This window comes from Sphingorhabdus profundilacus (assembly GCF_009769755.1).
GTDB lineage: Bacteria > Pseudomonadota > Alphaproteobacteria > Sphingomonadales > Sphingomonadaceae > Sphingorhabdus_B > Sphingorhabdus_B profundilacus.
Window position 1 is genome coordinate 194,192 of record NZ_SDWJ01000002.1, and the last position, 18,656, is coordinate 212,847.

Below are 18,656 nucleotides of genomic sequence, written 5' to 3' on the forward strand. Positions count from 1 at the left end.
TATGTTCTCCTTCATTAGACGACTCACCGGGAGAGGAGATCGCCTTGTTGACAATGATATTGGCCGCAACGACGGTCGTTGCAGCACCGCAGCAAAAGGCGGACGCTCCGCCCTGTCCTTCGGGGATTATTCTTGTGTCGAAATCGGCCGCACCGGAACGCGACACGCGGATGGAACCGCAATTGCCGCGCGCGCATGCAGATCCGAAAGGCCCGGCAGTGCTATTGCCCGCATGCAAGGTCGAAGAGCGGAAGAAAAAGGACTTCCCCCTGGCGTGACAGCCGGGGTCAGGACGACCCTATGGATGCGTTCCCGGCTTAAGTTGCCAATAGTCTTAACCGATGTTCCACAAGCCCTGCCCACGGCCCCGCTGCATCGCGCACGACCATGGACCGTAAAAAGGTGATATTGGCCAAATGCCAGCCGGGCATCTGTCGCGGCAAGGCGGCAATGGCGTCCTCGAGATGCGCCATCAAATCCGCCATCTGCTCGGCATTTTCGCCTTCATCCCAAAGTATGAGCGGCAGACGAATCTCCCGCCCCGTAGCTGTTTTGGTGCTCCAGTCGCTGACCAGAGCGTCGCCAATTGCCACATAAGGAAACACCGCGCGCGGTGGAGGCCCGTCATACACGCCGCTCAATTCGGCAGCTAGGACAGGATGTGCCTCCAAAGCGGCAACGAAGGCTGCCTGAAGGGTGATGAGGGCGTCGGTCATTTTCCAAAATTCCTGAGTTGGGGATCGGCGAGCATGCGGCGGCGCAAATTGCGCCCTGACAATACAACGCCATCATCAGCGGCGTGTATCTGGACGCCGGGTAACGCCGCTGTTCCGGCCAATCGTTCAATCGTGCGCTTGACGATCCGGGCCGCGCGCTGGTCGGTGGCCTTGGCGAGTTTTTCAAACATATCATCATCCTTCCGCTCCGCATTGGTCAGCAAGCGGAGCATGAGAGAGCTATCGCTGCTCTTCACATGTAAGCAGCATCTGTGCCGGTTCTCGCGGGTCACTGATGACGCTGCGGATTGCGAGATATCTGCCGCGCCACGTCAGCCGGGTATTCAACCCGACCCCTTCGCGTTTCCGCATCGTGACCTGCCAGCGGGGCAGGGCCGAAAGTGCATCGGCGCGAACCAGATCGCCTGACACCAACGGCATCAATGCGGCCCATGCGATGCCGTCATAGGCATATTTCCCACTCGGTCCGCCGCGCACATTGCGAATGTCGAGACGCGTTTCCAGAACCACCCGCTCACGCAGGGTGCCGGTAAATTCAGCCATAAGCTTTTCCTCTGTTATATCAGTCGCAGCCGCCGCCAAGGCAGCAGCAGGACCCGCGCGGCGGCAGGCGGTCCTGCATCGGTCGCACAATCACGATGGGCATAAAAATGGGCTGCGAGGCGCAGAACGCCCAGCCGCAATATTTCAGGCAAGCTGGACCAGTCCGGCGCCAATCCCGATTGGCAGGAAATTTCCACCCGCCCCGCTATTCCGGGGTTGATTATCCGGATATAGGCGTCTCCGTGCGACCCGATCTTTGCTTCCCATGCGTCATTGGCAAGCAGAAAGCGGGCACCCTCTGCCGGAACGCCGGTGACAGCAGCAATGCTTTGGACAGGCACTGCCTCCAGGATTTGCCATCCCGAACAAGCGCTCAAAATTTCCGACGCATTGCGGCGGATCAGGATCGTGCGCGTGAATTGTTCGGCATGGCCCAAGGCTGCCATCACCGCCGCCGCCAGCGAAGGATCATCCTCCGCAGGTTCGACACGCAAATAGGCTCGCGCCTCGTCCAGCATCGCGCTGTCGAGGCCGAGCGGATCGAGGCTCAGCATTTTTCTATCCTTTTTAGTGGGTAAATTTCCGGCGTAAGGCGCGCGAAGAAATTAGATTTTGCGCTGGCCCATTATGGTCAGCCCTGCTTTTATCGTGATCGCGGACCCGGCAATTTCGGTTCGGAACAAAAGCTGGACCGGACCGCCTGTCGACCCTGTCGTAACCAGATAGCGTGCGGATACAGGGGTGTTGCTATTGGCCGTCCGCACCGCCGGGGTGGCGGCGTTGGTCGCGCTATCGGCAATTTGTTCGATCATGTTCGGCGTTGTCCCTGTGACTACAGAAACCATCTGCCCAATGACCGTGCCCGACGGAATATCAAGGGCAAGCGCCAAACCTGTCGAGATCGCCGCAGACTGATAGGCGCCGAAAATTTCCACGAGATAGCTGGTTTCCGGTTCCGCCTCGAACGACATGCCGGTTACGGGTGCCAAGGTCACCAAATTGCTGACGACATCTGCACCCAATTTCTGCCAGCTCCACGGATCAATGGCTGTTTCGCCCTGTTTCGCAAGTGGCTGATGGCCGTTGGGCGCGGTTCCAACGGTCAGCCGGGCCTCGTCGGTCATCAGATACACTTCGCCCCGCCGCAAACCGTTGGCGAGCGCTGCTGCGTCAATCTGCGCTCGCGTTCCGCGTTTGTGCGTCAGGCTAACCATCAGAAAGTACCACAGTCGACATCGCCCACCGCCAAGGTCACAAAGGCATTGCCTGTGTCCTTGATACAGAGCATCGATGAATTGACACGAAGTACCCCATCGGTTCCATTTGTACCAAATAAATAACCGGAAACACCCCCTGCTACGACGGCAACCTTTTCGTCGAGATCGGACGACGGGATGTTCAGCGCCGCCTTGAACGCATTGACGGTGATTTTGCCTTCTTTCTGTCCGGTCGCCGACGCATCGTGCAATATGAGCATATCCGCCGCCCCGTCGACCGCGGCGATGGTGGTCAAATCATCAATGGGCGGGACCACCGCAAGCCTGGTCGTTGCCCCTGTGGCAATGTGCAGCGTCCCCCGGTCTGTGGTAAAATGCGCTTCGCCGGGAAGCATGGATGCGGCGGGCAAATTGGCTTTGAGGCCACGCTTGATCTGTATTCTGGGCATAGTCTGTCCTTTGAAGAAAATATTATTGGAACGTCCCGCAATCAATGGTCTCGGGCAGTTGCCCAGGTGGGCCGGGCGGGCCGATCACTGTCGGGATCGCCGCTGGAGCATGAGCGGCCGCCACCGCAGCGACGCGATCATCGGGCCCGCGCCAGCGCAAAACCAGCGGCGGGTCGGGCTGACGCCATTGCAACAGCAGCGTCATGCCGACACGCTTTCGCGGATGGTGAGCGCGATGCTTTCGGTAATGACCACGCCACCTGCGACCTGCAGCCGCGCATCGGCGAGATAGGACCCCGCCGCCAACCCCGCCGAAGCCGCAGCATCAATGGTCAACGTCCAGCCCGCCGGAATTGCGCCTTGCGCCGCCCGGGACGATACCGAAAAAGCGGCCGCCACCGGGGTCGTGGCGTCGACGCCCGAACGCCCGGGCGGGACGGCCTTCATATGCGCCGTCATGGCTGTCACGGCCGCCGGATCACCGGCCACCGCATCGAGGGCGAGCATGATCGTCTCGCCCCGCTGGAAGATATAGGATGTCATAATGCATCTCCGCATCCTCCCCACCGCCCAGCGATGGGGAGGATATCGCGCCTAGTTCGCTGCAAATTTCATCAGCTTGATCGCTTCGGAATTGGTCACCGCCCCGCCCAGCCTTTTGGTCGCATAGAAATGGACATAGGGCTTGTTAGAATAGGGGTCGCGCAAGATGCTGGTCTCAGTCCGCTCCGCAATCAGATAGCCCGCACGGAAATTGCCGAAGGCGATCGACAGGCTTCCCGCCGCGATATCGGGCATATCCTCCGCCTCGACCACCGGATAGCCAAGCAGCATATCGGGTTGCCCTGCCGACAGGCCGGGTTGCCAGATAAAGGCCCCTTCGCTGGTCTTGAACTTGCGGATCGTCGCCAGCGTCGATGCATTCATCACCCAGCTTGCCCCCTGACGATAGGGCGCGCGCAAGGCGTGGACCAGTTCGATCAGCCGGTCTTGCGGATTGGCCGACGCAAAACCGCCCGCCGCCCCCGCCGCCACATATTGCAGCGTCCCGAACGCCCGGGTCGCATCGCCCGTGCTGGCAACGGCACTTCGGAGAAATCCTTTGGGTTTGTTGATGCCATCGCCATTGACGAAGGCAGCCCCTTCGGCCTTGGCAAATTCGGTGGCGATTTCTCCGGCAAGCCAGCTTTCCACATCAAAAGCCGCATCGTCGAGCATCGCCTGCGTCGCCGCCGGATTGGCATACAGCTCGCCAAAGCTGGGGACGATTTCGTGGAAGGTTGGCGTCGCGGTCTCGGGGCGCGTCGCCGTTTCCGAAGCCCAGCCGGAGGTAACGCCATTTTGCGTCACCAGCTTGCGATAGCCCGCCGACCCCACACGCACCACATTGGCGATGCTGCGGATGGGGGAGATATCGCGCAAGGTCGCGTCAATCGCGGCATCAATTTCCTGCGGAACGGCATAGCCGCCATCGGCTGCGACCGTGCCGGTAACGCTTTTCAGCTCCACTTCGGACCCACGGCGCAGATAGCCGTTCACAAAGGCGGTTTTCCCCGCGTCCTGTGCCTGCGCCCCCGACAGCGCTGGCCGTGTGATGGCGCTTTCCACGCACGCGTCTTCAAACACCGCATCGAGCGATGCGGCTTTGGTTTCATAATCCATGTCATTCTCCTTGGTTGTGAAATTCCTCCACCGCCAGTACCCGCGCGAGCGGTTGCATGGGGTGGGTAACAATGCTGACCTCGATCAGGTCGAGGTCGGTCAATTCGCGATAGGCCCCGCGCTGCATTGCGCGGACGCGATAGCCAAAGGACAGACCCGACCCGGCGCGCACGGGCACAGCCTCATCATCAAGCCGTGCAATCACGCGCAGGCCGCGATCATCTTCGGACAGGCTTTCGACAAAACCGATGCGGCGGGCGCAGTCATGTTGCCACAATAAAGGCAATCCCGCCTTTGCCGCCTGACCGAACGCCCCCTTTCGCACCACATCGCCGCCCCGGTCGGGCGCGTCGAAAATGGCGGCATAGCCCGCAATTCTCATCGCAGCACCAGCCCCGGCAGGCCAAGTTTGACCGCCAGCCCGATCAGCAACAGCGCCAGCGCCATGCGAACCACCCAGCCGATGGCGGCCTTGCCTGCCGACCGCTTGGCATCGCGCCACGCCGACAGCAATTCGCGCAGCTCGCCCATGTCCTTTGCCGCATGGCTGTCATCCAGCCCCAATTGCGCCAGCGCACGACGCGCACCACTTTCGGAGGCCTGCTCCAGCAGGCCTTGCAGATTGTCTTGTGTCATGTGAGATTCCTCTATGTAATTCGCCGAAATATAGGCTAAGATCATAATATGGGACGGTGGATCTTTATAACCTTGTGCATCCTGCTTCTGGTGGCGGGCGGCTATTGGTATCTAAAACGCGAAGGCATCCAAAGCTGCAACGCGATCGGCGGCGAATGGGATTATGCCCGCTGGAAATGCAATTCGGGTTAGGTCATACCCACCGCCGCGCGTTTTTCTTCTGTGGTCAGGAAGTCGGCATTTCCGACCTGAATCCATAGCCGTTCACGGTCTTCGGATAGGGCGGGGATGGCGTTTGTTTCGATATCCAGATGCAGGCCGTCAAACCATGGGTGCAAACCCTGCTGCAATCCGTTGAGCAGCTTGTATCCCAGCGGCGCGATTCCCTGGCTCCACAGGGCGCGGTTCGCCTCCCGGTAATTGGCATAGGTTGCATCGCCCGGCAGCCCGAGCAGCACCGGCGGCACCCCGAAAGCGAGCGCGATTTCGCGGGCGGCGGCCTCTTTCAACCCTGCAAAGTCCATTTCCGCAGGGGTCAGTGCCATCGTCTGCCACCGCAACCCGCCTTCGAGCAGCATGGGCCGCCCGGCATTGCCTGCCCCTTGAAAACTGGCCTCCAATTCGGCTTTCAATCGCTGATATTGATCGGCGGACAGGGTGCCCGAACCACTCTCGCCCGACACCGCATCATAAACCAGCGCCCCTGATGGCCGCGCCGCATTGTCAAGCAACGCCTTGTTCCACCGCGTCGCTGAATTGTGGATCGCCATTGCGCCCGCCGCTGCTTCCAGACAGCCCAGACCATAATGGTCGTTCAGCGGGTGCATCGACCGGATGTGGATGACCGCATCACTGGGCAAGCGGGTCGTCACTTCGCCTGCGCGATAGACAAAGGCGACCGGCCAGCCGCGCATATCGGCCTCGATCGTCACCCGTTCGGGCCGCAGCGCGAACAGTTCGGCGGGGCGGCCATCGGGGCCGGGCAATATCTCGATATAGGCATTGCCGTGCAGCATCAGATGCGTCGCCGCCGCGGCTATTAACGACTGCCCCGCTGACACCCGATTGACCAGATCAAGCGCCACCGCGTCATTCGAAGTCAATGGCGCCGCCGCCAGCCCGTCCACCACCAAGCCCAGCGCACGTTGCGCGATGGCATTGCCAAGATACAGCTCACGCAATTGCGCCTCATAATTGCGGGGCCAATCGCCAAGCATTGCCTGCCCATAGGTCCGCACACCCGATAGACGGTCCTGCCGGACATGCGTTTTGGCCGGACGCGCAAAGCCGCGTCCGGTTGATTTCCAACCGAAGATATTCATGTGTAATCCTTGTGTGACATCCGCCTGTTTGCGAATCGCAATTTTCGACGATGCCTATTTGTACCCAAACAGCGTTACGCTGTCAATTTATTTTTACCGATATGGTTATTTAATTGCAGGCATGCTTGGGATAGTCCTTAATAACCGTCACCCTGAACTTGTTTCAGGGTCTTAGTTTCAACGTCACAGTATTAAGACCCTGAAACAAGTTCAGGGTGACGGACATAGAGAAGAAACTAAAATAAAACGGCATCAAACGGTTGATTGGTGCAAAAGCCAGCGGCTAAAATCCATCCTCAAACCGCCACCGGCCCGTCCACCATCAACTGCGCCGCAATTTCGTCCATACTGCCTGCGACCAGCAACGGTTGCCCGCCGACAATACCAATCTGCGTCTGCCCATTTTCCGCCGCACGCAACCATGCAACGTTCGACGCCACCACCAGATAATTCCCGCCGCGTGAATGAAGTGCGATAAATTTCATAACCCTGACTCCTGACGCCCAGCAGCGTTAGGGGGCAGGTGTGATGTTTGGATTAACGGGTGCCGGACATTTGTCGCAATCGGTCAAGTTCGGCGCGATATTCGTTAATTAGCTGACGGCTCACGCTTTTTCCCTTCACCCGCCGTTCTGCCCTCCCCGCCCTGACAAGGCAAGGGTGCATTGGGACCGGATGGGATGAAACGGGTGGGGCGGCCCCTCTCCAACTGCGCCTAGGCCTTGCGGCCAAGGCTTCGTATCCTCTCCCCTGAAGGGGCGAGGGCGCTTGCTCCTCCCTATCGACTTGCGATGGGGAGGTGGCAGTTGCTTCAGCAACTGACGGAGGGGCCTTCGACGTTGCTGCCCCTCCACCACGCCTTTGGCGCGGTCCCCCTCCCGCATGCGGGAGGGGGACTTTGGTCTTAATCCAGACCGAGCATCTTCTTTTCGCGGCGGATCCAGTCGGCGAAGCTGGGGCGGGCGTGGAGGTTGGTGAGATAGGCGGTCAGCTTTGGATAAGCGGCGGCATCGGGGGTATAACCGGCATGCGCGGCGTTCACAAAGGGGCCAGCGACCGAAATATCGGCCAGTGTCAGGGCGTCGCCGACCAGATAGCCGCTGGCGCCGATCACACCTTCCAGATAGGCGCAGACAGGGGTCATGTCGGCCTCGCCCTTGGCCGCCGCCGCATCATCGCCGGGCTTGCCGACAAATTTGGGGGAGACGATGCGGTTGAAGAACATCGCGCCTGCCGCCGAGGTCAAGATGGTGTCGGCAAATTCGTCGAACCAGATCACGCGCGCACGGTTTTCGGCGTCGGTGGGGATCATGTTTTTGTCGGCATATTTGGTGTCGAGATAGGTCGCAATCGCGGTCGAATCCGAAATCGAAAAATCGCCATCGGTAAAGCCCGGCATCTTGCGAAAGGGGCTGCACGCCAGAAAGTCGGGGTTCTGGTCGCCCAAACCAATGGGCACCAGTTCAAGATCCAGCCCCTTTTCAGCGGCGAGGACAAGGATTTTACGGACAAAGGGGGACACGGGGGCGCCGTATAATTTCATAATTTGTGCTCCTGAATGAATGGCCGGAATCGGCCCCGATCCCTATAGTGCCAATTAAGTAGCGATTTGCAACTGTTTTCAGGCATCGACATTGACCGGCACCACCGTTACCTGCGGCACCCATGCTGAAGCGCCTGTATGACTGGATGATGGAAAAGGCGGCGCATGCCGATGCGGAGCGCTGGCTGTTCCTGTTTTCCTTCATTGAGTCGAGTTTCTTCCCCATTCCGCCCCATCCGTTGCTGGGCCTGATGTGTCTGGCGCGGCCGGACAAGGCGTTGCGTTATGGCCTGATCTGCACACTGGCGTCGGTGCTGGGGGGGATGTTTGGCTATGCCATCGGCTTTTTTGCTTATGAAACGGTCGGGGTCGGGTTGTTGAAGCTATTGGGTCTGTGGGACAGCTTTCCCGCCGCCGCCTGCTATTTGCGCGAATATGGGGCGGAGATTATCCTGATAAAGGGCGCAACGCCGATTCCGTTCAAGCTGCTGACGCTGACCGCCGGGTTCATCCATATGGACCTGTGGACCTTCCTTTGGGCCAGCATTCTGTCGCGGGCGTTCCAGTTCATGCTGGTCGGTTTCCTGTTCTGGAAATTCGGACGGCCGATCAAGCAATTTATCGACACATATCTTGCATGGGTCACCGCAGGCTTTCTGGTTCTCGTCGTTGGCGGGTTTGTGGCCTTTACCATGCTGGCAGGCGGCGGCGCGGAGAAAAGCGACCGGTGTTCACATGCCACGCGCATCGAAAAGCCAAGCGGTCCGGTTTAGGAGATCGTTAAGCTGCATCGGTTATATCTTCCGCTTTGAATATCAAGGTGGGACCATGGATCACAGTTCGCGCAATATCGTCAGTTTCATCGCCACGATCACGGTGGCCGCCCTTATTTTGATGGGCGCGCATTTCTATGCGGAAAGCAAAGCCCCCCCGACTGTTGCTTCGAAGGAAGCGCCTGTGGCCAAGCACCTGCCTGAAAATGCCACGCCCGCAACGGCAGAGGATCTGGCCGATGCAGCCTTCGATTTTGCCGAGGAGGAAGACGCCCCCATTGTCGACAGCCAGATAAATTTAGAAAAACCCGAAACGATCACTGGCGAGCCATCGATCGCAATTCAGGCGGCCAATCAGGCCGAATAGCTATGCCGCAAACAGGCTGCTGTCGTCGGCAAATGCCTTGAATTCCAGCGCATTGCCGCTGGGGTCGTAAAAGAACATGGTCGCCTGTTCGCCGACTTCGCCTTTGAAACGGATATGCGGGGCGATGCCGAATTCTATGCCGGAAGCCTGCACATGATCGGCCAGTTCCTGCCATTGCGGCATGGTCAGGACCACGCCGAAATGCGGCACTGGCACCGCGTGGCCATCGACCGCATTATGTATCGCACCCGGCGCACCGGCCGGGTCGAGATGGGCGACAATCTGATGCCCATAGCAGTTGAAATCAATCCAGTGATCGGACGAGCGCCCCTCTTCACAGCGTAAGACCGTGCCATAAAAATGGCGCGCCGCGGCAAGGTCATGCACCGGAAAGGCGAGGTGAAAGGGGCGAAGTGTCATCGCGCTTTCACAGGTTTGGGCAGCGGTTGCCCCACGGCATCGGCGGCGGCCAGTTCGCGCTGCATCTGGCGGATACAGACATTGCGCTGTGTGACGTTCTGGCCCTGTTTGATGCTCGCCTTTGCCGCCTCTTGCATGGCAAAGGCCACCAATTCGCGCGGCTGGCCGGTTTCAAATACAATCCGGTCGCCGACAATCCCCGCCCAGCGCCTGCCTTGCTGCTGCACATTAGCGCCACCTTCGACCCCGCGTTTCTGGGCATCGGCAAGCACGGCAATGTCGGCAACACAGGCGATATCCCGCTGATGCGCCTCGGTCAGCGGGGCGGGAGACACGGACGACAACAGGAAGGTGAACAGAAACATAAGCAATGAAGCTTCTAAGCGCGGCACGCAAAGGAGACTAGCATAATCTTGCAAGCTGTTGCTTTTGTCACAATGCGTGGGCAAAGACGGCGCCGTGCACAAAGTCATCGCGTTCTTTTCAAAATATCCCCGATGGACGGCCCTGATCGCAGGGGCGGTTTCGGCTGCGGGGTTTGAGCCTTGGGGTTTATGGCCGGTAACGCTGGCCTGTTTCGCGCTGCTCATCCAGCTGATCGGCGATGCCCCGAACAAGCGCCGCGCCGCGTTGATCGGCTGGCTATTCGGTGTGGGGCATTTCAGTGTAGGCAATAACTGGATCGCGGTCGCCTTTACCTTTCAGGCGGCGATGCCGATCTGGCTCGGCTATGTCGCGGTGGTGACGCTGGCGCTGTATCTGGCGGTCTATCCCGCGCTTGCGGCAGGGGGGGCATGGTGGATCAACACCCACGCCAAGCGGGCCGCCAAAGCGGGAGCGAAAATCCCCCTCATTCTTGCCTTTGCCGGATGCTGGACAATCAGCGAATGGCTGCGAAGCTGGCTATTCACCGGTTTTGCGTGGAATCCGCTGGCGGTCATCTGGCAATCGCAACTTGAGCTTGCCCGTGCGACAAGCCTGTTGGGGACCTATGGTCTTTCGGCGGTCGTGGTGGTGACGTCCGGGTTGATCCTGCTCGCAGCACACCGGCAGTGGCGGCCTTTGCTGGCAGGATTTGCAGCACTGGCGGCGTTATGGCTTTCCGGCATCAACATCCCTGTCACCGCGGCCAATACCGCACCAAAGTCGCCTCTCCTCACCATCGTCCAGCCCGACATCTCGCAGGCCGACAAATATGAACCGGGCTATGAAGCGATCAATTTCGCCAAGCTCGCGATGAACAGCCGCCCCTTGCCCGACCAGGGCCCGCGCCTGCTGCTCTGGCCCGAGGCGGCGTTGCCGGACTATCTGGAGGACGGATATCCCTATCGCTATTATTATTACCAGCCGGGCGAAAGCGCAGCAGGTGCGCGCAAGCGGCTGACGACCCTGATGCAGGATGGCGATGTGCTGGTGACAGGGGCCAATCGGCTGGTCATCGAAAAGGGCAAATTGGTCGCCGCCCGCAACAGCGTTAGCGCGCTGGATTCGAGCGGCACATTGCTCGGCCATTATGACAAGGCGCATCTGGTGCCCTATGGCGAATATCTGCCCGTGCCATGGCTGCTCCGTCCACTGGGCCTGGCGCGTCTCGTGCCGGGTGATCTCGATTTCTGGCCTGGACCCGGACCGCAGACTTTGACCGTGAAGGTCGGAGGTCAGCCAGTGAAGGTGGGCTTGCAAATCTGCTATGAAATCATCTTTTCAGGCCAGGTCGTCGACAGCGGAAAGCGTCCCGATTTCATCTTCAATCCTTCCAACGACGCCTGGTTCGGAACCGTCGGCCCACCGCAGCATCTCGCGCAGGCCCGGCTGCGCGCGATCGAGGAAGGTCTTCCCATCGTCCGCGCCACGCCCACGGGGATCAGCGCCATCATCGATGCCGATGGCCGGATCGTCCAGCATCTGCCGCTAGGTGCCGCCGGACGCATCGACGCGCGTTTGCCGACTGCCAAGGCGCCCACATTATTCGCGACCTATGGCAATATCCTGCCTATCGGATTTGCCTTGCTGCTCATCGCCGGTGCGCTGTTACCCCTTGCCCGCCGCAGGACTTCTCGCTAAAGGCGCGCATCGATATAAAGAATTCTTTATACGCAGACACAGCCATAGACTGGAAAAACCATGCGCTCCAATTACCTGTTTACCTCCGAATCCGTATCCGAAGGCCACCCCGACAAGGTCGCCGACCAGATTTCCGATGCCATCGTCGATCTGTTCCTGTCCAAGGACCCCGAAGCCCGCATCGCGTGCGAAACGCTGACCACGACGCAGCTTGTCGTTCTTGCCGGTGAAATCCGCGGCAAGGGCATCATGGACGAAAACGGCAACTGGGCCACTGGCGTCAAGGAAGAGGTCGAAGCGACCGTCCGCCGGACCGTCAAGGAAATCGGGTATGAGCAGGAAGGTTTCCATTGGGAAACATTGCGCTTTGAAAACAACCTGCACCCGCAATCCGCACATATCGCGCAAGGCGTCGATGCGTCGGGCAACAAGGATGAAGGCGCTGGCGACCAGGGCATCATGTTCGGCTATGCGTCGACCGAAACCCCCGACCTCATGCCTGCCACGCTCGATTACAGCCACAAGATCCTTCAGCGCATGGCCGCGGACCGTCATTCGGGGGCCGCGCCCTTTCTGGAGCCTGATGCCAAGAGCCAGGTAACCTTGCGCTATGACAGCGAAGGCAAGCCAAGCGCGGCGACCGCCATCGTGGTCTCGACGCAGCATGCCGCAGGTTACGACCAGGGCGAAAAAGTCGCTGAACTGCACACTTATGTGAAGGGCGTAATCGCCGATATCCTTCCGGCCAGTCTGCTCACCGAAACCGAATATCACATCAACCCGACCGGCAGCTTTGAAATTGGTGGCCCCGATGGCGATGCCGGTCTGACCGGACGCAAGATTATCGTCGACACCTATGGCGGCGCAGCGCCCCATGGCGGCGGCGCATTCAGCGGCAAGGACCCCACAAAGGTCGACCGCTCGGCGGCGTACATCACCCGCTATCTGGCGAAGAATATCGTCGCCGCTGGCCTTGCAACCCGCTGCACCATCCAGCTTGCTTATGCGATAGGCGTGTCGAAGCCGCTATCGCTTTATGTCGACACGCACCGCACCGGCACCGTGGGCGATGATCAAATTGAAAATGCGATCATGAGCATCGAGAAACTGGGCGGCCTCACACCACGTGCCATCCGCACCCATTTGGGCCTGAACAAGCCGATCTACCGCAAGACCGCCGCCTATGGCCATTTCGGCCGCAAGGCAGAGGGCGACTTCTTCCCGTGGGAGCGGACCGATCTTGTCGAAGATCTGAAGGCCGCACTCGCGTAACGCCTGACACTCATCGCGTCGGCATGACTGCACATAAACCCGGCGATCCGACCACCTTGAACCGCTTGTACGGGCGGTCCAAGGGCAAGAGGCTGCGGTCGGAACAATCCGATCTGGTCGAAAATCTGCTGCCGCAAATTGCGGTGCCGGATGAAGGCGTGCTGACCAGCGAGAGCCTGTTCGGCGATGCGCGTTCGATGCATTTCGAAATCGGCTTTGGCGGGGGCGAGCATCTGGCCCAGCGCGCCGATATGTTGCCGGACCATGGCTTCATCGGGTGCGAACCGTTCCTGAACGGTGTCGCCATGGCGCTGACCCATATCCGCGACGGCGCGCTGCACAATGTCCGCCTGCACATGGGCGACGCGCTCGATATCTTGCGCCGCGTGCCCGATGGTTCCTTGAGCTTCGTTTACCTGCTGCACCCCGACCCCTGGCCCAAGGCGCGCCACGCCAAGCGGCGCATGATGAACGACGGACCGGTCAATCTGATCGCGGCAAAGTTGAAACCGGGCGGCGAATTCCGCTTTGGAACCGACCATCCGGTCTATCTGCGCCACGCGCTGATGGTAATGCAACGGCATCGCGACCAGTTTGACTGGCTATGCGAAAAGCCATCCGATTTTCAAAATCGCCCCGGCGGCTGGCCGGAAACACGTTATGAGGCCAAAGCCCGACGGCTAGGCCATGAAGTCTGGTATTTTCGCTGGCGGAAGCGGTGAAAAGCAAAGTCTGAACAGCATTGTTGGACAAAAGTGATTTAGGGACAATATTTCTTGGGCGACGAAGTAATTAGCATGACATATCATGTCTAATTGACTTATTACACATGATATGTCATATATTTTATATGACCCGTGGATCTCGAGCCGCCAGCGGTTTACCGCCTCAAAGCCAACGTGCAATCGCGCAGTTGGGCAAAGATATTGCTTTGGCGCGTCGCCGCCGCAAACTACCGCAGCGCCTGATGGCAGAGCGTATGCTGGTGTCGGTGCAAACCGTACAGCGCCTTGAATCGGGGGACCCCACAGTCGGCCTTGCCGTCCTTGCCAGCGCCCTCCATGTCTTTGGAATGACTTCGCGCCTTGCTGCATTGGTGGCACCCGACAGTGATCGCGCAGGCATCAGCGAAGACTTGGCTCGCCTGCCCAAGACGACCCATGCCGTCAGCTATGATGAACTGGATTTCTAGCCAATGGTGACCGTCCGTAGCTATGTATTTGTTCATCTTCCAGGAGGACCCGTACCTGCTGGGTTGCTCACAATGACCGATGAACCGCGCAATAAATACGCCACTTTTGCTTATGGCCGGCGTTACCTTGAACGTGCCAATCGGGTCTCTGTTGATCCTATAGCGTTGCCGCTCCATGATGTGCGTTCAAACCAGACATTCCGGACAGAGGAGGGATTTGCCATCTTTGGTGGCATTCGCGACGCGGCACCCGATGGCTGGGGTCAATATCTTATGTATAAGGCCATGAATGATCGCTTGCCCAGCGAAATTGACCTCATTCTTTCATCTGGTGACCACCGTGTGGGCGCTCTGGCCTTTGGTCCGACACCTGTCCAACCCGAGCGCATCACACCATGGGGTGACGAAGACGCACCGGGCGAATATTTCACTCTTGAAGAACTTGCGGACGCAACGGAACGTGCTCAGCATGTTGATCAACTCGACGACAATTTGCGTCGCCTGCTTACAGCTGGATCGTCGCTGGGTGGTGCCCGTCCAAAGGCAGCGACCGATATTGACGGCCAGCCGTGGATCGCCAAGTTTCAAGCCCGCAATGACAGCTTTCCCGAATGCCGGGTCGAACTCGCTACTATGCGGCTCGCGCAAGAATGTGGTCTGAATGTCCCGCCGCTCGAATTTCGGCATGTGCTCGGCCGCGATATTTATCTTATCAAACGCTTTGATCGCATTGACCATGGGGGCCATATTGAGCGTCGCCCATTTGCCTCCGGCCTGACCATGCTCGGCGCACATGAAAGCGAAGTCAGTCTATACAGTTACGCCGATCTCGCCGCCGTGCTTCGTCAGCATGGAACGCAAGTGCGCGATGACCTGTATGAACTCTTCCGGCGGATGCTGTTCAACATTCTGGTCACGAATGACGATGATCATCTTCGTAATCACGGTTTCCTGTTTGATGGCGATGGCTGGCGTCTATCGCCTCTCTATGATGTTGTGCCTAAGCCACAGATAGGCCTTCAACGGCGCCTTGTATTAGGTGTTGGCCCCAATGGTCGCGACGCGACACTCGAAAACGCAATGGCGGGTGCGGCCAGCTTTGACATTGGGCCAGAAGATGCAAAGGCCATCGTTCGCGAAATGCGGGCAATCGTAGCCGACCGCTGGGAAGCCTTGTTTCGGGACGCGGATTTAAGCCATGCCGACCGAAAGCGGTTTGCGACTTGCTTTCGGTTGGCAAGTGAGGACGCCTAACGCCTCACAAGTGTGTTTAAGTGGTTCTGACCCTAGAACCGAAAAATCAACGCGCCCTGCTATTGCTATCCGCTTCGACCTTTTCCACCCATTCGGGGTAAAAACTGGGTTGGCGTTTGGACCAGCCCGGTGCGGTGGCTGCTGCTTCGCTGATTGACTGGAGCAATGCCTTGCGCCGTTCGGGCTGCAAATGTGGCATGGAAGCCGCCGCGCAAAAGGCCGATGGCAACCATGGCCGCGCATCGGCACCGATCAGCCGTTCGTAGAGGAACCGATAGGCGGCAAATCCATCCAGACGGCCTTGCCCAAGATCAAAAGCCGACACCGTTATCAGCGGTACCAAAAAAGGTTCGGCATCCTCGATCGAGCTGGAATCGGGAATGAGCGCACGGATTTCGGGCAGTTTGTCGTAAAATTTATGCTGCGCGTGGATCGTTGACGCCTCAACCTTGTCGCGCGACCACACGGCAATTGCGTCCTTGCGGTCGAATGCGACATCAAGGGACCGGCGCACATAGCGTTGCGTGGCGGCGCTAAATCCCGCAAATTCCTTGATTTCGGCCAGTGTCAGTAACCCGGGCCCGTCATTTCTGCTCTTTGTCATGGCACCAAATCCCCTGTCACCATCGACCCGTATCATTGCAGAAGTGTAGTTAACGAATCGTTTACAGCGCGGCTAGCCCCAAAAGATTCGACCAAATAATCGGGCATTTCGACAAGAAACGCAGCATAGGGTGCAACGGCCGAAAAATAAGCTAAGGACATGGAATGCAATTTGTTCAGCACAGAAAAGCGCTTGTCGGCCAGCAAATGGCGCTTTTGACCATCATCGGGTTCTGGGCCTTTTACGCCCTGATTCTGTCGCTGCGTGCCGCCTTGCTTGATTTTCCTGCACAGACCGTTTTGTTCGAACGTCGGTTGATGGTGGCGCTGGTTGGCATACTCGTCACGTGGATTTTATATCTGGGCCTGCGCCTCGCGGACCGCCAATCGCTCGGCTTTCGGGTCAGCATGGCATTTCTGGCGGCGATCCCGGCGGCTTTGCTGCTGGCTTCGGCCAATTTCTATATCTTCAACCTGTACGATCCGGTCAGTCTGTTCAAGGACCCGAATGTCGGCAAGACGGTCGAGGATCTGAAAGACAAGCTCGGCCTGTCCTTTTGGCAGGAAATTGCCGACATTTCCGTGACGCACTATTTCTTCCTGATTGCATGGGCATCGCTCTACGTGGCCATCGGCTATGCGCGTGAAGTGCGCGAGGCGGAGCGCAAGACATCCCGCTTTGCCCAAGCGGCGCAGGATGCAGAGCTGCGGTCGCTGCGCTATCAGGTCAACCCGCATTTTCTTTTCAACACCCTGAACTCGTTGTCCAGCCTTGTCATCACCGGCAAACCGAAAGAGGCCGAAGCGATGATCCAAAACCTGTCCAATTTTTACCGGACAAGCCTGTCATCCGACCCGCTGGAGGATGTAACACTGGAAGAGGAAGTCGACCTGCAACGGCTCTATCTGGAAATTGAGGGCATCAGGCACCCGACCCGGCTGCGAACCCATTTTGATATTCCGCCATCGTTGATGAACCAGCATGTTCCCGCCCTCATTTTACAGCCTTTGGTCGAAAATGCGATCAAATATGGCGTTTCGCGGACCAACCGCCCGGTCACCATCACCATCGGCGCGGTGTTAAAAGAGGACCATATCGAAATCAGCGTTTCCGACGATGGCGAAGCGATGGACGCGACCCATGTCGGCGGCAACGGTATTGGCCTTGCCAATGTACGTGACCGGTTGGAAGCAAGGTATAAGTCGGCGGCCACATTGGAAACGCTGGCGCTTTCGGGGGGCGGCTATACCGCAAAATTGACCCTGCCACTTAGCCACAGGGTGAAAACATGAACCGTTTGCGTACAATGATTGTCGATGATGAACCGCTGGCAATCGAACGGCTTGAAATTTTGTGTAACGAACATCCCGTTATCGAAATCGTCGGCACCGCGAATGACGGCGTTGCCGCCCTGCGCCTTGCCCAGCAATTGTCACCCGACCTTGTGTTCCTTGATATCGGCATGCCCAAAATGGACGGGATCAACGCCGCGCGCGCACTCGGGCTGATGGACAAAAAGCCGGCGATTGTGCTGGTCACCGCATATGATAATTTCGCGGTCGAAGCGTTCGATCTTGATGTGATCGACTATGTCCTGAAACCTGTATCCAGCGAACGTCTGGGCCGCGCCATTTTGCGGGCCACGACCGATAGTGAATCTCAGCCGGTTACGAACAAGGGGGCCGAGCCCAATGCAAGCTATGCGGCCGAGTTCTGGGTGTCACATCGCGCGGAGCTGATCCGTATTGCCGCAATGGATATTGAACGGATCGAGGCGGAGCGGGACTATATGCGTCTGTACACCGCCGGTCGCAGCTATCTGTTGCATCAAACAATTTCGGCGCTGGAGCAGCGCCTCGACCCCGAACAGTTCCAGCGCATCCACCGCAGCCATATTGTCCGCCGCGATCTGATTACCGGTCTGCGCCACGAAGGCGGGGGCGTTTGGCACGCCTTGCTGGGCGAGGAACTTTCAATGCGGATCGGCCGGAAATATCTGGCCGATGTCAAAAAATTGGCTGGCAAGTAACTGGCCCCGGCTGTTTGCCGGCCGGGACCAGTTCGATATTTATTGGCTCAAGGCAACGCGACGATTGGCAACATAGGACGCGATTTGCCGCTCTGCCTTTGGCATAGCGCGGGCCATGGAATCCTTTTCGCAATTTATCTGGTCGATCCGTTCACTGATCGTTGTCGCCCGCGGATCGGCGCAAACCTGTCTGACGGCCTGCTTTACCCGGACCTTGAACCGGTCCTGACCCTTTGCGGTCGAAAGATCGAGGTCTGCATATTTTACCTTGACCGTATTTATCTCGGCCATCGCCGGTGTTGAAACCGCCAGCAATGACGCGGCAACACATGCAAATGAAAACAGCTTGGGGGTAGCCATTTCGAACATCCTTTTATTTCAAGCCGCGACATATTGCCGTCGGCCAGTGGGAGAGGGTTGCAGGCGGACCGACATCTGTAGCTGGGGAGCATTTCTGCAAGCCCGACCTGCAGGAGATGAATTAGCCGGACTGTGTTGCCCCTGCATTACACTTTCGATTAAGTGCGAAGACAGTCGATGGTTCGACGAACGTCGCGGCGAACGCCCAAAGT

General features: G+C 58.6%; 28 protein-coding genes. 11 read left to right on the forward strand and 17 right to left on the reverse strand.

What is annotated here, in order from left to right; genetic code table 11:
* Positions 1-47 precede the first annotated feature (47 nt).
* A complete protein-coding gene (locus EUU23_RS08725) occupies positions 48-278 on the forward strand; it encodes a hypothetical protein (RefSeq protein WP_160353769.1) in 231 nt (76 codons plus the stop codon).
* Between the two features lie 39 nt (positions 279-317).
* Here the strand turns inward: EUU23_RS08725 and EUU23_RS08730 are convergent, their stop codons facing one another.
* From EUU23_RS08730 to EUU23_RS08775, 10 genes are all read right to left on the reverse strand, one after another.
* Positions 318-716 (reverse strand): DUF3168 domain-containing protein, encoded by a 399-nt coding sequence (locus EUU23_RS08730; protein WP_160353770.1) that lies wholly within the window; start codon positions 714-716, stop codon positions 318-320.
* A complete protein-coding gene (locus EUU23_RS08735; protein ID WP_160353771.1) occupies positions 713-907 on the reverse strand; it encodes a hypothetical protein in 195 nt (64 codons plus the stop codon). The genes EUU23_RS08730 and EUU23_RS08735 overlap by 4 nt, the downstream gene beginning before the upstream one ends.
* Before the next feature lie 49 nt (positions 908-956).
* Complete coding sequence (locus tag EUU23_RS08740) at positions 957-1,280, reverse strand: head-tail adaptor protein (protein WP_160353772.1); 324 nt, start codon at positions 1,278-1,280, stop codon at positions 957-959.
* Positions 1,281-1,294: 14 nt separating this feature from the next.
* Positions 1,295-1,834 (reverse strand): head-tail connector protein, encoded by a 540-nt coding sequence (locus EUU23_RS08745; RefSeq protein WP_160353773.1) that lies wholly within the window; start codon positions 1,832-1,834, stop codon positions 1,295-1,297.
* Positions 1,835-1,885: 51 nt separating this feature from the next.
* Positions 1,886-2,494, reverse strand: coding sequence for a hypothetical protein (locus EUU23_RS08750; RefSeq protein ID WP_160353774.1), 609 nt, complete (start codon positions 2,492-2,494; stop codon positions 1,886-1,888).
* Positions 2,494-2,946, reverse strand: coding sequence for a hyaluronate lyase N-terminal domain-containing protein (locus EUU23_RS08755; protein WP_160353775.1), 453 nt, complete (start codon positions 2,944-2,946; stop codon positions 2,494-2,496). The genes EUU23_RS08750 and EUU23_RS08755 overlap by 1 nt, the downstream gene beginning before the upstream one ends.
* A 201-nt stretch (positions 2,947-3,147) precedes the next feature.
* Positions 3,148-3,489, reverse strand: coding sequence for a hypothetical protein (locus EUU23_RS08760; protein WP_160353776.1), 342 nt, complete (start codon positions 3,487-3,489; stop codon positions 3,148-3,150).
* Positions 3,490-3,540: 51 nt separating this feature from the next.
* Positions 3,541-4,608 carry a phage major capsid protein gene (locus tag EUU23_RS08765; RefSeq protein ID WP_160353777.1) on the reverse strand — a complete coding sequence of 356 codons (1,068 nt, stop codon included), beginning with the start codon at positions 4,606-4,608 and terminating at the stop codon, positions 3,541-3,543.
* A 1-nt stretch (position 4,609) separates the two neighbouring features.
* Entirely contained in the window at positions 4,610-4,990 is a 381-nt protein-coding gene (locus tag EUU23_RS08770; RefSeq protein WP_160353778.1) for an HK97 family phage prohead protease, read from the reverse strand.
* Positions 4,987-5,244, reverse strand: a complete 258-nt coding sequence (locus EUU23_RS08775; protein ID WP_160353779.1) for a DUF6127 family protein — start codon at positions 5,242-5,244, stop codon at positions 4,987-4,989. Before EUU23_RS08775 ends, EUU23_RS08770 begins: the two co-directional genes overlap by 4 nt.
* A gap of 48 nt (positions 5,245-5,292) precedes the next feature.
* On the opposite strand from EUU23_RS08775, the gene EUU23_RS08780 reads away from it, so the two are divergent.
* Complete coding sequence (locus EUU23_RS08780) at positions 5,293-5,436, forward strand: hypothetical protein (RefSeq protein ID WP_160353780.1); 144 nt, start codon at positions 5,293-5,295, stop codon at positions 5,434-5,436.
* On the opposite strand, the gene EUU23_RS08785 is transcribed toward EUU23_RS08780, so the two are convergent.
* The 3 genes from EUU23_RS08785 to EUU23_RS08795 all read right to left on the reverse strand — a co-directional run bounded on the left by EUU23_RS08785 (position 5,433) and on the right by EUU23_RS08795 (position 8,109).
* Positions 5,433-6,566: a phage portal protein gene (locus EUU23_RS08785; protein WP_160353781.1), complete on the reverse strand. Its 1,134-nt coding sequence runs from the start codon at positions 6,564-6,566 to the stop codon at positions 5,433-5,435. The genes EUU23_RS08780 and EUU23_RS08785 overlap by 4 nt on opposite strands.
* Before the next feature lie 296 nt (positions 6,567-6,862).
* Entirely contained in the window at positions 6,863-7,051 is a 189-nt protein-coding gene (locus EUU23_RS08790) for a hypothetical protein (RefSeq protein WP_160353782.1), read from the reverse strand.
* Positions 7,052-7,470: 419 nt separating this feature from the next.
* The gene (locus EUU23_RS08795) at positions 7,471-8,109 is read right to left on the reverse strand and encodes a glutathione S-transferase family protein (RefSeq protein ID WP_160353783.1); all 639 of its coding nucleotides are present in this window, start codon (positions 8,107-8,109) and stop codon (positions 7,471-7,473) included.
* Positions 8,110-8,231: 122 nt separating this feature from the next.
* On the opposite strand from EUU23_RS08795, the gene EUU23_RS08800 reads away from it, so the two are divergent.
* Both EUU23_RS08800 and EUU23_RS08805 read left to right on the forward strand, forming a co-directional pair.
* A complete protein-coding gene (locus EUU23_RS08800) occupies positions 8,232-8,882 on the forward strand; it encodes a YqaA family protein (RefSeq protein WP_160353784.1) in 651 nt (216 codons plus the stop codon).
* Between the two features lie 55 nt (positions 8,883-8,937).
* Positions 8,938-9,249, forward strand: coding sequence for a hypothetical protein (locus tag EUU23_RS08805; RefSeq protein ID WP_160353785.1), 312 nt, complete (start codon positions 8,938-8,940; stop codon positions 9,247-9,249).
* On the opposite strand, the gene EUU23_RS08810 is transcribed toward EUU23_RS08805, so the two are convergent.
* Complete coding sequence (locus tag EUU23_RS08810) at positions 9,250-9,669, reverse strand: VOC family protein (RefSeq protein WP_160353786.1); 420 nt, start codon at positions 9,667-9,669, stop codon at positions 9,250-9,252.
* Positions 9,666-10,004, reverse strand: a complete 339-nt coding sequence (locus EUU23_RS08815) for a hypothetical protein (protein ID WP_160353787.1) — start codon at positions 10,002-10,004, stop codon at positions 9,666-9,668. Before EUU23_RS08815 ends, EUU23_RS08810 begins: the two co-directional genes overlap by 4 nt.
* 124 nt (positions 10,005-10,128) lie before the next feature.
* Here EUU23_RS08815 and lnt point away from each other — a divergent pair, with 124 nt between their 5' ends.
* The 5 genes from lnt to EUU23_RS08840 all read left to right on the forward strand — a co-directional run bounded on the left by lnt (position 10,129) and on the right by EUU23_RS08840 (position 15,451).
* Complete coding sequence (gene lnt / locus EUU23_RS08820; protein WP_160354668.1) at positions 10,129-11,733, forward strand: apolipoprotein N-acyltransferase; 1,605 nt, start codon at positions 10,129-10,131, stop codon at positions 11,731-11,733.
* Positions 11,734-11,793: 60 nt separating this feature from the next.
* Complete coding sequence (gene metK / locus EUU23_RS08825; protein WP_160353788.1) at positions 11,794-13,005, forward strand: methionine adenosyltransferase; 1,212 nt, start codon at positions 11,794-11,796, stop codon at positions 13,003-13,005.
* 23 nt (positions 13,006-13,028) lie between these two features.
* The gene (gene trmB / locus EUU23_RS08830) at positions 13,029-13,727 is read left to right on the forward strand and encodes a tRNA (guanine(46)-N(7))-methyltransferase TrmB (protein ID WP_160353789.1); all 699 of its coding nucleotides are present in this window, start codon (positions 13,029-13,031) and stop codon (positions 13,725-13,727) included.
* Between the two features lie 128 nt (positions 13,728-13,855).
* Complete coding sequence (locus EUU23_RS08835; protein WP_160353790.1) at positions 13,856-14,197, forward strand: helix-turn-helix domain-containing protein; 342 nt, start codon at positions 13,856-13,858, stop codon at positions 14,195-14,197.
* 72 nt (positions 14,198-14,269) lie between these two features.
* Entirely contained in the window at positions 14,270-15,451 is a 1,182-nt protein-coding gene (locus tag EUU23_RS08840; RefSeq protein WP_246156396.1) for a type II toxin-antitoxin system HipA family toxin, read from the forward strand.
* A 46-nt stretch (positions 15,452-15,497) separates the two neighbouring features.
* Here the strand turns inward: EUU23_RS08840 and EUU23_RS08845 are convergent, their stop codons facing one another.
* Positions 15,498-16,055 (reverse strand): hypothetical protein, encoded by a 558-nt coding sequence (locus tag EUU23_RS08845; protein WP_160353792.1) that lies wholly within the window; start codon positions 16,053-16,055, stop codon positions 15,498-15,500.
* A 164-nt stretch (positions 16,056-16,219) separates the two neighbouring features.
* Here EUU23_RS08845 and EUU23_RS08850 point away from each other — a divergent pair, with 164 nt between their 5' ends.
* On the forward strand, positions 16,220-17,347 hold the full coding sequence (locus EUU23_RS08850; RefSeq protein ID WP_160353793.1) for a sensor histidine kinase: 1,128 nt from the start codon (positions 16,220-16,222) through the stop codon (positions 17,345-17,347).
* Positions 17,344-18,084 carry a LytR/AlgR family response regulator transcription factor gene (locus EUU23_RS08855; protein ID WP_246156399.1) on the forward strand — a complete coding sequence of 247 codons (741 nt, stop codon included), beginning with the start codon at positions 17,344-17,346 and terminating at the stop codon, positions 18,082-18,084. Before EUU23_RS08850 ends, EUU23_RS08855 begins: the two co-directional genes overlap by 4 nt.
* A 39-nt stretch (positions 18,085-18,123) precedes the next feature.
* On the opposite strand, the gene EUU23_RS08860 is transcribed toward EUU23_RS08855, so the two are convergent.
* Positions 18,124-18,444 (reverse strand): UrcA family protein, encoded by a 321-nt coding sequence (locus tag EUU23_RS08860; protein WP_160353794.1) that lies wholly within the window; start codon positions 18,442-18,444, stop codon positions 18,124-18,126.
* Positions 18,445-18,656: the final 212 nt, after the last annotated feature.